Below are 13,070 nucleotides of genomic sequence, written 5' to 3'. Positions count from 1 at the left end.
TCACGGAACCTCCCACGGAATCACCGCACGGACCCGGTACCCGCCGTGCGGGCGGCTGCCCGCGTCGAGCGTACCGCCGTACACCGCGAGCCGTTCCCGCAGTCCGAGCAGCCCGTGACCGCCGCCCGGCTCCGCCGTCCGCAGCCGGCGCCCGCCCGTGTCGGACACCTCCACCCGCACCCGGTCCGCCCCGTACTCCACCGTCACCGACACCCGCGCGCCCGCCGCGTGCTTCACCGCGTTCGTCAGCCCCTCCTGCACCACCCGGTACGCGGCGAGGTCCACCCCGGCGGGCAGGGCGGCCGGCTCGCCCCGCACCTCGACCTCCACCGCCGTCCCGGACGTGCGCACCCCGTCCGCCAGCTCCGTCAGCCGGCCGAGACCCGGCTGCGGGGCGAGATCCACGTCGGCCGCCGGATCGGGCCCCTCCGCGGCCATCGTCAGGAGCCCCATGACGTGCCGCAGTTCCGACATCGCGGTCCGCCCCGCCGCCTCCACCGCCAGCATCGCCTCCCGGGCCAGCTCGGGCGAGGTCGCCAGGACCGTGCGCGCCGCACCGGCCTGGATCGTCATCATGCTCACGTTGTGGGTGACCACGTCGTGCAGCTCCCGGGCGATCCGGGACCGCTCCGCCTCCACCGCCCGGCGCAGCGCCGCCTCCTGCGCGTCCCGCAGCGCCCGCTCGCGCTCCCGCCACAGATGGACGCCGTGCGAGGCGAGCGCGATCGGGAGCAGCACGAGCACGGGCACGAGATCGCTGTCGACGTCCGGGACCAGGGGGAAGACCGCGTACAGCAGCGCGCCGGCCAGGAACGAGGCCACCACGGCCTTCCGGTGCGGGCTGTACATGGCCGCGCTGTACGCCGCGACGAGCCCCGACGCGAACGTGATCCGCGTGGCGTCGTCGGCGGCGTCCCCCAGGTGCAGGACCACCGCCGCGATCGTCACCACCCAGTAGACGGCGAGCGGGAACCGGCGCCGCAGCAGCAGTGGCAGCGCGGTCAGCAGCGCCGCCCCGACCTCCCAGGCCTCCACCGGCGGCAGCAGGTGCTCCACGGCGGGCACGGGCCGCGGCCCTCCCGGGAACGGGGCCTCGGGCGGCAACGGGATCTGCCCCGGCACCGGCGTCTTGCTGCCCGCCAGGTCGGGCCGGAGCTCCACGTACGAGCGGTTCAGGTTCCCGGCGATCGTGGCGACCGCGAGCGACAGGGCGAGCAGCCCGTCGGCCGCCCACGCCCAGCGGGACAGCGGGGGCGGCGCGCCGATGGTCCGCGCCCCGCGCACCCGGCCGATGAACTCCTCGTACCTGCTCACCGGTGCAGTGTGCCAAGCGGGCGCGCCCGGCGAATCGGCCCGGGGGACCAGGGCGCCGTCCCCGGGACGTACATCGCGCGGATGACGGGCCCGCGCCTCCGCCGCACACGGTACGGATCTTCGCCACCACGGCCGACGCGCCCCGGGGCGGACCGCTCCTAGCGTCGGTCCTGGCCCGGCCGGCCCCGACCGCACCTTCCGACCCCCAGCCCTGGAGGGCCCATGACCCCGTCCGAAGCGGAGCCCCTGATCGAACTGCGCGAGGTCGGCCGGACCTATCACGACGGTCCCGCCGCGCTCTCGGACCTCGACCTGACCGTCGTACGCGGAGAGGCGCTCGCCGTCCTCGGCCCCTCCGGCAGCGGCAAGTCGACCCTGCTGAACCTCCTCGCCGGCCTCGACCGGCCCAGCACAGGCCGGGTGACCGTGGACGGCGTGCGCGTCGACGCACTGAACGAGTCCGCCTCCGCGACCTACCGGCGCAGCCGCATCGGCATGGTCTTCCAGTTCTTCAACCTCCTCGACGACCTCACCGTCACCGACAACGTGCTGCTCCCCGCCCAGCTCGCGGGGATGCCCCGGGCGCGGGCGGCGGCGCGGGCCGCCGAACTCCTCGAACGGCTCGGCGTCGCCCGGCACGCGCGCGTACACCCCGGCCGGCTCTCCGGCGGCGAGCGGCAGCGCGTCGCCGTCGCACGGGCCCTGATGAACCGGCCGCCGCTGCTCCTCGCCGACGAACCCACCGGAGCCCTGGACACCGCCTCCGGCGCGGAGGTCCGCGACCTCCTGCGCGAACTCAACGCCGAAGGGCAGACCCTCGTGCTCGTCACCCACGACCTGGCCCTCGCGGAGGCGTGCGCGACCCGCACGATCGAACTCGTCGACGGCCGCATCGCCCGGGACGTCGCGGCGGTGGCCCGATGAGCGCGCCCTCGGGCGGCTCCGCCCGGCGGTTCGTGCCGCGCGGCGGAGCCCTCGGGAGGGTCGTGCGCGCGGGCGTCGGCCGACGCCGCACCCAGACGGCGGTGATGGTCCTGACCACGCTGCTCTCCGTCGCCTCCGCCGTGCTCGCCGTCGGCCTCCTGGTCGCCTCCTCCGCCCCCTTCGACCGGGCCTTCGCCCAGCAGCGCGGCGCCCATCTGACCGTGCGGTTCGACGGTGCGGCCGTCACCGCGGAGCAGCTGGCCGCCACGGCGCACGCGCGCGGGGTGGCCACCGCCTCCGGGCCCTTCGCCGTGGCCTCCGTACGCCTCCGTACGGACGGAGTGGCGCTGCCCGGGTTCGAGCCCCCGCCGCTCACGGTGGCCGGCCGTGCCTCCGCCGACGGGCCCGTGGACGCCGTCTCCCTCATCGAGGGCCGCTGGGCCACGGCTCCCGGCGAGATCGTCCTGGAGCGGGGATCGCGACCGCCGGGCGCGGACACGGGCAGCCGGCTCACCACCGGCGGGGTGACGCTCACCGTGGTCGGCATCGCCGGGACGGCCGGCCAGAGCGCCGACGCCTGGGTCGTTCCCGCACAGCTCACGGCACTCACGGCCCGCACGGGAGGACGGCCCCCCGCCTTCCAGATGCTCTACCGGCTCACCGCCGCAGGCACGCGCGCGGAGGTCGCGGCGGCCGGCCGGACGATCACCGCCGCCGTGCCGGCCGGTGCGGTCGTCGGCAGCCGGTCCTACCTCGACGTCCGCGAGTCCTCGGAGAAGAACACGGCGGCCTTCGTGCCCTTCGTGACCGCCTTCGCCCTTCTCGGCCTGGGCATGTCGGTCCTGGTGATCGGCATCGTGGTGAGCGGCGCAGTGAGCGCGGCGACCCGCCGGATCGGCATCCTCAAGTCCCTCGGCCTGACCCCGTACCAGGTCGGCAGGGCGTACGTGGCCCAGGCCCTGATCCCGGGCTTCGTGGGCGCGGTGCTCGGTGTCGCCCTCGGCAACCTGCTCGCCGTGCCCCTCATGGCGGAGGTGGCGGAGACGTACGGGACGACGGAGACGCTCATCCCCCTCTGGGTGGACCTCGCGGTGCCCGCCGGGGCCCTCGCGCTGGTCGCCCTCACCGCCTTCGGGCCCGCGCTGCGCGCCGCCCGGCTGCCGACCGCGACGGTGCTCCGCCTCGGTCCCGCCACCGGCGGCGGCCGGGGACTCAGGATCCGCGGCCTCATCGGCCGGCTTCCGCTGCCCCGCCCGGTGACGCTGGGGCTCGCCGCGCCCCTCGCCCGCCCGGCGCGCGCGGCGAGCACCGCCGCCGCGGTGACCTTCGGGGCGCTCGCGGTGACCTTCGCGGTGGGTCTCGGCAGCACCCTGGTCGCGGTCAGGACCGACGGGGACCCCGACCGGGGCGGCGACGTCACCGTCCACACCCTGGCCCGGCCGCACGGCGCGCCGGACGCGGGACCGGGGGAGGCGCCGATGCCCATGAAGCCGGCCGACCCGGCCGCCGTGGCGGAGGCGATCGCCCGGCTCCCCGGGACCGCCTCCGTGTACCGGACCGCCGAGACCCAGCTGGAGGTCGCGGGACTCAAGGGCGGCGCCACGGTCGTCGCGTACGAGGGCGACACCGCCGACAGCACCCGCACGATGGTCTCGGGGCGCTGGTTCGCGGCCCCGGGGGAGGCCGTGGCCCCGACGCGGTTCCTGAGGACCACCGGGACCCGGGTGGGGGAGTCGGTCGCCCTGTCCGACCAGGGGCGGACCGTTCGGGTGCGGATCGTCGGCGAGGTCTTCGACCTGGGCGACGACGGCATGACCGTACGGACCGCGGCCGCGTCCGTCGCCGCCCTGAACCCCCGCTCCATGCCGTCGGACTTCGCCGTCACCGTCACCGCCGGCACGGACGCGGCGGAGTACGCCGAGCGGCTGGACGCCGCGGTGTCCCCGCTCGGGGCCGAGGCCGCCGTCACCGAGGCGGGCAAGTCGAGCGTCATCCGGGCCATGCAGGCCCTGGTCGTCATGCTCACCTTGATGCTGGTCGTCGTCGCCTGCCTCGGCGTACTGAACACGGTGGTCCTCGACACCCGTGACCGCGTCCGCGATCTGGGCGTCTTCAAGGCCCTGGGGATGACCCCGCGCCAGACCGTCGCCCAGGTGCTCACCTCCGTCGGCGCCATCGGGCTCGTCGCGGGCGCGGTCGGCGTGCCGCTGGGCGTGGCACTCCACGGCTGGGTGATGCCGGCGATGGGCCGCGCGGTCGGCACCACCATCCCGCCCGCGGACATCGACGTGTACGGCACCCCCCTCCTCGTGCTCCTCGCGACGGCCGGTGTCGTGATCGCGACGGCCGGCGCGCTGCTCCCGGCGGGCTGGGCGGCCCGTACGGCGACGGCGCGGGCGCTGCGGGCGGAGTAGGGCGGGCGGGGCGGCGGAGGAGGGCCGGGCGGGGGGGCTTCCGCAGGTCGCCCCGCCGATCCGCCGCGATACGGTCGCCGCATGTCTGAAGTCCGGTTGACCACGCCCTCCTTCCTCGTGCTCGGCATCATCGACAAGCTGGGCGAGGCCAGTCCGTACGACGTGAAGGTGGAGGCCGCCCGGACGGTGGCCCCGTTCTGGTCCATGCCGCACGCGCAGGTGTACGCGCAGTGCGACCGGCTCCTGGAGGCGGGGCTGCTCTCGGAGGTGCGGCAGCCGGGCGGCCGCAACCGGCGTCTGATGAGCCTCACGGAGGAGGGGGCGGCGGCGCTGCGCGGCTGGCTGGCCGACCCCTCCTTCGTCCCGGTCGAGGCCCGCGAACGGGGCATCCTCAAGCTGTGGTTCGGCGCCAGCCCGCGTGTCCACGCGCCGGTCCAGATCGACGAGCACAACAGGACCCTGGACGAGTACGAGGGACTGGCGCACGACGTCGGCGAGTTGCTGACGCGCGGGCAGCGCGAGGCGCTGGAGTTCGGCATCCGGTATGAGCGGATGATGGTCGATTTCTGGCGGTGGGTGGAGAGCCGCGAGCCCTGACCCCGCCGACGACTGCTTGTTACCGACCGGTTGACCCCGGTCGCCCCCGGCCCTACCTTCCTCCATAGTCCAGAAAGGACTATCGGTGAAGGGGGAATCGCCATGGGCCGCACGACCAGCACGCGAGGGGGGTGGGGGAGGGCGGCCACCGTCGCCGTGACGGTGATCTGCCTGGCGTACGCGCCCGTCGCCATGACCGAACTCTGGCCGTACGCGACCCCGGGAGCGCCCGCCGTCGGCGAGTGGCTCCTCGGCCGGTCCGTCTCCCCGGAGTTCGTCGCCGAGGCCGTGCGCGACCGGATGGGACCGTACGAGCGCAGCCTGGCACCCCTGATCGTGCACTCGGTCCTCGGCGGCCTCCTCATGCTCCTCGGCCCCGTACAACTGCTCTCCGCGGTCCGGCGGCGCGTCCGGCTGCACCGGATCGCCGGGACCGTCTTCGCCGTCACGGTGTACGTGTCGATGGCGGGCGCCGCCCTCTACCTGGTGCGCACCCCACCGGCCGAGGCCTTCAGCGGGGCCGCGTTCTGGATCGTCCTCGCCACGATCCTGGTCGGCACCGTCGGCAGCGTGACCTTCGGCGTCCTCGCCGCCCTCCGGGGCCTCCCGGACCTCCACCAGCGCTGGATGCTGCTCTGCTACGGCTTCCTGATGACCGCTCCGCTGCTGCGGCTCGAATGGGGACTGCTGCCCTCCCTCTACCCCGGGCTCGACATGAAGGACATCAACCGCGTCGCGATCATGCACCTCGGCGCGCTCGTCTCCTTCGGTGCGCTCCTCGCCTCCCGCGCCCTCGACCGGCGGGCCGCCGTCCCCGGCCTGACCGGCACCTGGTGCCCGCTGCCGGTGCGGGTGGCCGCCCACCTCGCGGGCGCCGCGGGCCTGGTGTGGATCACCGTGGCGTTCCTCGACGAGGGAACCGCCGGGCGGCGCCTGCTGGTCGCGTACCTCGTCCCGTACGCCGTGACGTACGCCGTCATCGCCGTGCGGGCGACCCGCGCCGGCTCCCGGGGCGCCCACTGGGCGCGCGAGGAGTGGTCGCTGCACCTCACCGCCCTCTGCCTGGCCCCCGCCTTCTCGGCGGTGACCGTGCCCGTACTCGAACGGACCCTGGGCCTCGACCGGATCACGGCCCTCACCGCGGGCGTCGGCATCGGCTGCGGCATGCTCGCCTACGCCGCCGTCACGGTGGTGAGCCTGCGGATCCTGTACGCCCGCGAACTCCTCAAGCGACAGGGCGAGTTCGCCGAAGCGCCGCCGAGCCGGGCGAAGGCCCCGGCGACGGCGGGCGCCGCACCGGAAGGAGGCCAGGGATGAGCGCCACCCCACAGGAGACGGCCACGACCACCGGAACCCCCGACGGCCGGGAACTCTCGCCCGCCGTCGTGGTCCTGAGCGGCGTCGTCGGAGGCATCAGCGTCACCGTCGGCACCCTGCTCGCCGTGGCGAGCCTGACCGGGCACGCGGCGGGCGCCTGGGTGTCGCCCGAGGCGCTGAGCCCCGGTCTCATCGGGGCAGCGATGGCGGGCGTGGCACCCGCGCTGTTCACCCTCGGCCGGGCCCGCGTCTGGGAGGAGGTCCGCTCCCTGGTGCTGCCGCTCGCGATCGTCCTCGTCGGCCTCTTCACGGTGACCCTCCTCAACGCCGGAAACCTCCAGGCCGTACGGGGCGGCCCGCTGTTCCTCGCCCTGTTCAGCCTCGGCTGGGTCGCCACCCTCGGCGTCCTCGCCCTCGCCGCGGTCGGCTGCCTGGCCGCGCAGTACCGCAGACGCCCCGGCACCGCCGGCGGGGGCACGGAGAGGCCGCGTCCGCTCGCTCCGCTGCCCGCCTGGTCGAAGCCGCCGCTCGCCGTCCTCGGCTCGGCATGGCTCGGCATCGGCGCCGGCCTGCTGTTCTTCCCCGCGTTCTGGGGCGCCCTGCTGCCGTGGACGGTGAACCGCGCCGACGCGCAGGGCCTCGGCGTGTGGGCGCTCGCGCTCGGCGTCGGCGTCCTCGGCTCCCTGGTGGAGGACGACCTCGCCCGTATCCGCCCCGCCCTCCGGGCCGTCCCGGCGGTGGCCCTCGCCCTCGCCGTGGTCCTCGCCGCGCACGCCTCCACGGTCGACTGGACCTCGGGCCCCGGCACCGCCCTCGTCTTCCTCGTCGCCGGACTCCTCGTCACGGGCGCCTCGGGTCACTGGCTGCTCACACGGGCAACGCGGAGGCCCTAGGACCGGTCCCGGATTCGGAGTGGGCGTGCTCGCGGCTCAGGGCCGCCAGCGCGGCGCCTCGTCGTCCGGGGCGTCCGGGCTCGCGAAGTGGAAGGGCACCGCGAGGTGTTCGGCCAGGGCCCGGCCGGCCGCGTCGGCGGCCACCGCCTCCGGGCGGGCCGATCCTCCGTCCCACGCGTCCCGGCCCAGATGCCGAACGGCCGTCTCCCGGTAGATCGTGGCGAGGTGGTGCTCGCCCGCGGGCTCGGTGGTGACGGCCAGAAGGATCACGAACCAGTCGTGGACGGTGTCGCCGTCCCAGATCGCCTCGATCGCGGCCACCGGCCCCCGGCAGCCGGAGGCCCGCGCGGCCAGCGATTCCAGGTCGAGCGGGCTGAGAGGGGTGCGCGCGACCCGGTCGCCGTGGTGGAGGTACCGGTCGTGGACGACCTTCTCCGCCTCGTGGAGGCCGAGGCCACGGCTCCGGCAGGCCTCCCAGACGACCCGCGCCGCCTGGAGACGGCGGTCCTGGAGGACGTACCCGTCGACCTCACCGCGAATGCCGTCCGGCAGAAGCTCCCAACACTCGGACGTCGTCGACTCGGCCACGCGGATCCTCCCCTTGTCCCTGGCCCGAGAGGATACCCGCAGGTCCGGGGAGTGCGCCCGGGGATTTCCGCCCCCTTCCGGCGGGGCGAAACCCCGTGGCGCACGGGGCCGTCGGGCGGCGATGATGACCGGATGACCCAGCGCGTGCGGCCCGTGGATGCCCTGATCGTCGTCGACGTGCAGTCGGCCTTCGTCGCCGGCGAAGGGGCCGTGCCCGCCGCCGCCCGGCTCGTCGACCGGACGAGCGACCTGATCGCCCGGGCCCGACGGGACGGCGCGTTCATCGCCCACCTGCAGAACGACGGACCGCCCGGCGCCGAGGACGAACCGCACACGCCCGGCTGGGAGCTCCACCACCCCGTCCAGCCCGGCCCCACCGAGGTGGTCATCCGCAAGCCCCACGACGACGGCTTCGCGGAGACCGCGCTGGGCGCGGTGCTCACCGACGCGGGGGTACGGGCGGTCGCCGTGTGCGGCGTGATGTCGGAGATGTGCGTCCAGGCCACGGCCCGTACGGCCCTGGCGCTCGGCTACCGGGTCGTCGTCCCGCACGACGCCCACGCGACCCAGGACATCCCGCCGGCTCCGGGCATCGGCGAGGCCGTCCCGGCCGCGACGGTCTCCCGCGTCGCGGCGTACGCCCTCGGGAGCGACGCGGAGACCACCGTCCCCACCGCGGGCGTCACCTTCACGGCCCCTACGGCACCCTGAGACCGCGTCGGGTCCGGCACTCCGAGCGAACGGAACGCGCCACGCGCCGCCCCGGCACGACGGCGAGCGGGCTGTTCAAAGGCTTGGCGATCTCTCTGCGGTGGTGGCGGGTCGCCTCGTCGGCGTCCCGGCTGCGCCCAGGACGCGGCCGGCGACCACAGCACCGCACTGACCACCCTGCGCGCCGCCCACCTAATGCTGACGGACTGCCGTGACCCGCGCATGGCTGCCAGGGCCACGGCCGCCCCGGCGTCACCCTCGACCACCTCGGCGCCACCGAGGAGGCCGTCCGCGCCCTGGGGGAAGGCAATGGATCCGCGGCCCGGTCCCGGGCCGACCGTGACCCCATCCGTTCGGCCCGCCCGACGGCCCGGTCTCCGTGGCCCGGTCTCCGTGGCCCGGCCAAGGACTGCGGAATCCATGAATTGCATAATTCTGCAATTCGATACATCCTGGTCCGGCTGCGCCCGTAGGTAGCCGCGGGCGCAGCACCCCGCCCCACCCCCTCGGAGGAGAGTCCGTGCCTGTCCCGCTGTACCAGGCCAAGGCCGAGTTCTTCCGGATGCTGGGCCACCCGGTCCGCATCCGGGTCCTCGAACTGCTCCAGGACGGACCGATGCCCGTACGCGAGCTGCTCGCGCGGATCGAGGTCGAGCCCTCGGCCCTCTCCCAGCAGCTCGCCGTGCTGCGCCGCTCCGGAATCGTGACGTCCACCCGCGAGGGCTCGACCGTCGTCTACACGCTCGCGGGCGGCGACGTGGCCCAGCTGATGCAGGCCGCCCGGCGGATCCTCACCGAGATGCTCGCCGGGCAGGGCCAACTCCTCGCCGAGCTCCGCGAGAGCGAGCCCGGCACCACCCCTACGGTCGCGGCCCGGTGACCGCCGCCGCGGCCAGAGCGTGGGGCCGGGTCCGCGCCCTGCTGCCCGTGCGCGCGGACCTCGTCGCCATGACCCGCACCCCGCGACGTGACCTGGTCGCCGGACTGACGGTCGCCGTCGTCGCGCTGCCCCTCGCGCTCGGCTTCGGGGTCTCCTCGGGTCTCGGCGCCGCCGCGGGGCTCGCGACGGCCGTCGTCGCCGGGGCGCTCGCCGCGCTCTTCGGCGGATCGAACCTCCAGGTCTCCGGACCCACCGGCGCCATGACGGTGGTCCTCGTCCCCATCGTGGCCCGGTACGGCCCCGGCGGCGTGCTCACCGTCGGCCTGCTCGCCGGCCTCATCCTCATCGCGCTCGCCCTGGCCCGCGCCGGACGCTACATGCGGTACGTCCCCGCCCCCGTGGTGGAAGGCTTCACCCTGGGCATCGCCTGCGTGATCTTCCTCCAGCAGGTGCCGAACGCCCTCGGCGTCGCCCCGCCCGAGGGCGAGCGGGTCCTCGTCGTCGCCTGGCGCGCCGCCGCGTCCTTCGCCACCGCGCCGAACTGGACCGCGCTCGGCCTCTCCGCCGGGGTCGCGGCGGTCATGCTGGCCGGTGCGCGCCTCCGGCCCGGTGTGCCCTTCTCCATCGTCGCGGTGATCGCCGCGACCGTCGCCGCCCGGCTCTTCGACCTGCGGGACGCCACGCCCATCGGGGACCTCCCCGGCGGTCTCCCCGCTCCCTCCCTCGCCTTCCTCGACCTCTCGGCCCTGTCCTCGCTGCTCGCCCCCGCCGTCGCGGTGGCCGCGCTCGCCGCGCTCGAGTCGCTCCTGTCCGCCACGGTCGCCGACGGCATGACGGTGGGTCAGCGGCACGACCCGGACCGGGAACTGTTCGGCCAGGGCCTGGCGAACCTGGCCGCGCCCCTGTTCGGCGGCGTCCCGGCGACCGCCGCCATCGCCCGTACGGCGGTGAACGTGCGGACCGGCGCGGCCTCCCGGCTCGCCGCCCTCACCCACGCCGCCGTCCTCGCGGTCGTCGTCCTGGCGGCCGCGCCGCTCGTCTCGGAGATCCCGCTCGCCGCGCTCGCCGGGGTCCTGCTCGCCACCGCGATCCGCATGGTCGAGGTCGGCTCGCTGCGCGCGATGGCCCGGTCCACCCGCTCCGACGGCGCCGTCCTCGGCCTGACGGCCGTCGCCACGCTGGCCCTCGACCTCGTGTACGCGGTGATCATCGGCCTGGTGGTCGCGGGCGCCCTCGCGCTGCGCGCCGTCGCCCGGCAGGTCCGCCTCGACCGGGTGGACCTGCGGTCCGAGCTGCCGGGCGAGCACGGCGACGAGGAACACACCCTGCTGGCCGAGCACATCGTCGCGTACCGCATCGACGGCCCGCTGTTCTTCGCGGCGGCCCACCGCTTCCTCCTGGAGCTCTCGGAGGTGTCCGACGTCCGGGTCGTCATCCTGCGCCTGTCCCGGGTCACGACCATGGACGTCACCGGGGCGCTCGTCCTCAAGGACGCCGTGGAGCGGCTCGAACGCCGGGGCATCGCCGTGCTCGCCTCCGGGGTACGGGACGACCAGCGGCGGGTCCTCGACTCGGTGGGGGCGCTGGACGTCCCGCGCCGGGCGGGACACGAGTACGCCACCACCCCCGAGGCCGTCGCCGGCGCGCGCGCCCATCTCCACGGCGCCGGTCTGCTCCCCGCCCGCGCTTCCGCCATGACCCCCGTACGAGAGGGAAGACGACCCACATGACCATCGAATGGCGCTACACCGTGCAGCAGGACCTCGGCGTGCTGTCCCTGGCCGGCTTCCTCGGAGCCGACGCCCTGGGGCGGTTCACCGGGGCCGTGGGATGGGCGGTCGCCCGTGGCGCGGGGCCGGTCGTCCTCGACCTCACCCGGCTGCGGGGCTGGTCGGTGGGCGGGCAGCTCGCCGTCGCCGAGGCGGCCGTACGGCTGCGGGCCGTCGGGCGGAGCCTCGAACTGGCCGCGATCCCCGCCGACGGGTCCCTCGTGCCCGAGAGCGACGTCCCCGCCGTCCCGGTCCACCGCGACCTGGCCGCCGCGCTCGCCGCCCACCGGGGCGCGGGCGCGGAGCAGCGCGCCTGGCACAGCGACGCCTGGCCGAGCGCGTGACGTGACCTCGTGCCCCGCACCCCGGCCTCGTCCCACCCGACCCGGGGCTGACCTGACCTGACCCGACCTGACCGGGGCGGACGTGAGGTGAGAGGATCCGTTCCGGCCCGCCCCGTGTACGTCCTGACTGTCCGTAGGGGCGAGGATGGGGACATGGTGCAGAGTGCTGGGTCGACGCGAGGCGCGGGGTGGGTGCGATGAGTACGCCCCTCTATCAACTGAAGGCGGAGTTCTTCAAGACGCTGGGGCACCCCGTCCGCATCCGCGTCCTGGAGCTGCTCAGTGAGCGTGAGCACGGGGTCGCCGAGATGCTGCGCGACACGGGTGTCGAACCGGCCTACCTCTCCCAGCAGTTGGCCGTACTGCGCAAGGCCAACCTGGTCGTCGCCCGGCGCGAGGGCGCGGCCGTGTACTACGCGATGACGAGCCCACAGGTCGCGGAGCTGCTGCGGGTCGCCCGCACGATCCTCTCCGGCGTGCTCGCGGGCCAGGCGGAACTCCTCGCCGACCTCCGGGCGGCAGGCCCGGCCCGCACGCCGGGGGAGACGGCCCCGTAGCCGCCGCTCTTCCTCCGATCCTTCAGCCGATCACTTCTCGGCCTCCGGCTGGATGCCCGCGAGGAGGTTGAAGGCGCCCGTCAGGAGGTTGAGGGTGACGACGCCGACCACCTCGGCGACGACCCGGTCGCTCCAGCCGTGGGCGCGGACCTCGGCGACGTCCTCGTCGGAGAGGGAACCGGGCTCCGCGAGGACCCGCAGCGCGAGGCCGATGAGGGCGGCCTCGCGCGGGTCTGTCGACGTGCCCTGACGGGCGAGTTCGATGTCGGTCTCGGTCAGACCCGCCGCGCGGCCGGCCTCGCGGTGCGCCTCGCGGCAGGTGCCGCAGCCGATCCACTCCTGCACGGCGAGCGAGAGCTTCTCGCTCAGGGCGCGGGGGATCTTCACCCGCTTCATGGCCCGCGACAGGCTGAGATAGCCGTCGAGCAGCGCGGGCGAGTGCGCCATCGTGGACACCATCTCGCCGACGGAGCCGTGCCGTCCGACGATGTCGGTCAGCAGCTCGCGTGCGCGGCCGGGTGCCTGCTCGGGGGTGAGCGCGGTCAGCCTTCTCGTGGTCACGGAACCTCTCCTCTACATAGCCTGTATACCCGTGGGGGGTATAACGTCGGGAGGGTGGGGAGAGGTTCCCGGCGAACGCGTGCGGGCGGCCTCGGCCCGCGTTCGATCTTCTTCGTGGGGCATGAGACCGTCTGGTCGTGCCAGAGACGACGAGTGGGTCGGGGGCCGCCTTGGCCGAGGCGTCGTCTCCTTCGTGGACGC

13 protein-coding genes are annotated in these 13,070 nt (G+C 75.1%); 10 read left to right on the top strand and 3 right to left on the bottom strand.

Features of this window, described 5'->3' with window-relative positions:
* Complete coding sequence (locus ACN9M0_RS03790) at positions 1 to 1,314, bottom strand: sensor histidine kinase (protein ID WP_426403107.1); 1,314 nt, start codon at positions 1,312 to 1,314, stop codon at positions 1 to 3.
* Positions 1,315 to 1,536: 222 nt separating this feature from the next.
* On the opposite strand from ACN9M0_RS03790, the gene ACN9M0_RS03785 reads away from it, so the two are divergent.
* From ACN9M0_RS03785 to ACN9M0_RS03765, 5 genes are all read left to right on the top strand, one after another.
* Positions 1,537 to 2,238: an ABC transporter ATP-binding protein gene (locus ACN9M0_RS03785; RefSeq protein WP_366035441.1), complete on the top strand. Its 702-nt coding sequence runs from the start codon at positions 1,537 to 1,539 to the stop codon at positions 2,236 to 2,238.
* Entirely contained in the window at positions 2,235 to 4,652 is a 2,418-nt protein-coding gene (locus tag ACN9M0_RS03780; protein ID WP_426403106.1) for an ABC transporter permease, read from the top strand. The genes ACN9M0_RS03785 and ACN9M0_RS03780 overlap by 4 nt, the downstream gene beginning before the upstream one ends.
* An 81-nt stretch (positions 4,653 to 4,733) precedes the next feature.
* Positions 4,734 to 5,249 (top strand): PadR family transcriptional regulator, encoded by a 516-nt coding sequence (locus ACN9M0_RS03775; protein ID WP_426403105.1) that lies wholly within the window; start codon positions 4,734 to 4,736, stop codon positions 5,247 to 5,249.
* Between the two features lie 102 nt (positions 5,250 to 5,351).
* Positions 5,352 to 6,566, top strand: a complete 1,215-nt coding sequence (locus tag ACN9M0_RS03770; protein WP_426403104.1) for a DUF2306 domain-containing protein — start codon at positions 5,352 to 5,354, stop codon at positions 6,564 to 6,566.
* Positions 6,563 to 7,459: a hypothetical protein gene (locus ACN9M0_RS03765; RefSeq protein WP_399699687.1), complete on the top strand. Its 897-nt coding sequence runs from the start codon at positions 6,563 to 6,565 to the stop codon at positions 7,457 to 7,459. The genes ACN9M0_RS03770 and ACN9M0_RS03765 overlap by 4 nt, the downstream gene beginning before the upstream one ends.
* Before the next feature lie 36 nt (positions 7,460 to 7,495).
* Here the strand turns inward: ACN9M0_RS03765 and ACN9M0_RS03760 are convergent, their stop codons facing one another.
* The gene (locus ACN9M0_RS03760) at positions 7,496 to 8,047 is read right to left on the bottom strand and encodes a hypothetical protein (RefSeq protein ID WP_426403103.1); all 552 of its coding nucleotides are present in this window, start codon (positions 8,045 to 8,047) and stop codon (positions 7,496 to 7,498) included.
* A gap of 132 nt (positions 8,048 to 8,179) precedes the next feature.
* On the opposite strand from ACN9M0_RS03760, the gene ACN9M0_RS03755 reads away from it, so the two are divergent.
* The 5 genes from ACN9M0_RS03755 to ACN9M0_RS03735 all read left to right on the top strand — a co-directional run bounded on the left by ACN9M0_RS03755 (position 8,180) and on the right by ACN9M0_RS03735 (position 12,308).
* The gene (locus ACN9M0_RS03755) at positions 8,180 to 8,758 is read left to right on the top strand and encodes an isochorismatase family protein (protein ID WP_366035435.1); all 579 of its coding nucleotides are present in this window, start codon (positions 8,180 to 8,182) and stop codon (positions 8,756 to 8,758) included.
* A 520-nt stretch (positions 8,759 to 9,278) separates the two neighbouring features.
* The gene (locus ACN9M0_RS03750; RefSeq protein WP_366035434.1) at positions 9,279 to 9,638 is read left to right on the top strand and encodes an ArsR/SmtB family transcription factor; all 360 of its coding nucleotides are present in this window, start codon (positions 9,279 to 9,281) and stop codon (positions 9,636 to 9,638) included.
* Positions 9,639 to 9,706: 68 nt separating this feature from the next.
* The gene (locus ACN9M0_RS03745) at positions 9,707 to 11,368 is read left to right on the top strand and encodes a SulP family inorganic anion transporter (protein ID WP_426405278.1); all 1,662 of its coding nucleotides are present in this window, start codon (positions 9,707 to 9,709) and stop codon (positions 11,366 to 11,368) included.
* Positions 11,365 to 11,751 (top strand): anti-sigma factor antagonist, encoded by a 387-nt coding sequence (locus tag ACN9M0_RS03740; protein ID WP_366035432.1) that lies wholly within the window; start codon positions 11,365 to 11,367, stop codon positions 11,749 to 11,751. The genes ACN9M0_RS03745 and ACN9M0_RS03740 overlap by 4 nt, the downstream gene beginning before the upstream one ends.
* A gap of 197 nt (positions 11,752 to 11,948) precedes the next feature.
* Positions 11,949 to 12,308: an ArsR/SmtB family transcription factor gene (locus tag ACN9M0_RS03735; RefSeq protein WP_366035431.1), complete on the top strand. Its 360-nt coding sequence runs from the start codon at positions 11,949 to 11,951 to the stop codon at positions 12,306 to 12,308.
* 30 nt (positions 12,309 to 12,338) lie between these two features.
* Here the strand turns inward: ACN9M0_RS03735 and ACN9M0_RS03730 are convergent, their stop codons facing one another.
* On the bottom strand, positions 12,339 to 12,869 hold the full coding sequence (locus tag ACN9M0_RS03730; protein ID WP_366035430.1) for a carboxymuconolactone decarboxylase family protein: 531 nt from the start codon (positions 12,867 to 12,869) through the stop codon (positions 12,339 to 12,341).
* Positions 12,870 to 13,070: the final 201 nt, after the last annotated feature.

This window comes from Streptomyces sp. R-07, assembly GCF_049913175.1.
GTDB lineage: Bacteria > Actinomycetota > Actinomycetes > Streptomycetales > Streptomycetaceae > Streptomyces.
The sequence above is the reverse complement of the archived record's forward strand: the minus strand, read 5'-3'. Positions and strand labels throughout refer to the sequence as shown.

Bases quoted from the DNA above. Each gene is read 5' to 3' on its own strand.
- ACN9M0_RS03785 (WP_366035441.1), top strand. From the start codon at position 1,537: ATGACCCCGTCCGAAGCGGAGCCCCTGATCGAACTGCGCGAGGTCGGC.
- ACN9M0_RS03780 (WP_426403106.1), top strand. From the start codon at position 2,235: ATGAGCGCGCCCTCGGGCGGCTCCGCCCGGCGGTTCGTGCCGCGCGGC.
- ACN9M0_RS03775 (WP_426403105.1), top strand. From the start codon at position 4,734: ATGTCTGAAGTCCGGTTGACCACGCCCTCCTTCCTCGTGCTCGGCATC.
- ACN9M0_RS03770 (WP_426403104.1), top strand. From the start codon at position 5,352: ATGGGCCGCACGACCAGCACGCGAGGGGGGTGGGGGAGGGCGGCCACC.
- ACN9M0_RS03765 (WP_399699687.1), top strand. From the start codon at position 6,563: ATGAGCGCCACCCCACAGGAGACGGCCACGACCACCGGAACCCCCGAC.
- ACN9M0_RS03755 (WP_366035435.1), top strand. From the start codon at position 8,180: ATGACCCAGCGCGTGCGGCCCGTGGATGCCCTGATCGTCGTCGACGTG.
- ACN9M0_RS03745 (WP_426405278.1), top strand. From the start codon at position 9,707: ATGACCCGCACCCCGCGACGTGACCTGGTCGCCGGACTGACGGTCGCC.
- ACN9M0_RS03740 (WP_366035432.1), top strand. From the start codon at position 11,365: ATGACCATCGAATGGCGCTACACCGTGCAGCAGGACCTCGGCGTGCTG.
- ACN9M0_RS03735 (WP_366035431.1), top strand. From the start codon at position 11,949: ATGAGTACGCCCCTCTATCAACTGAAGGCGGAGTTCTTCAAGACGCTG.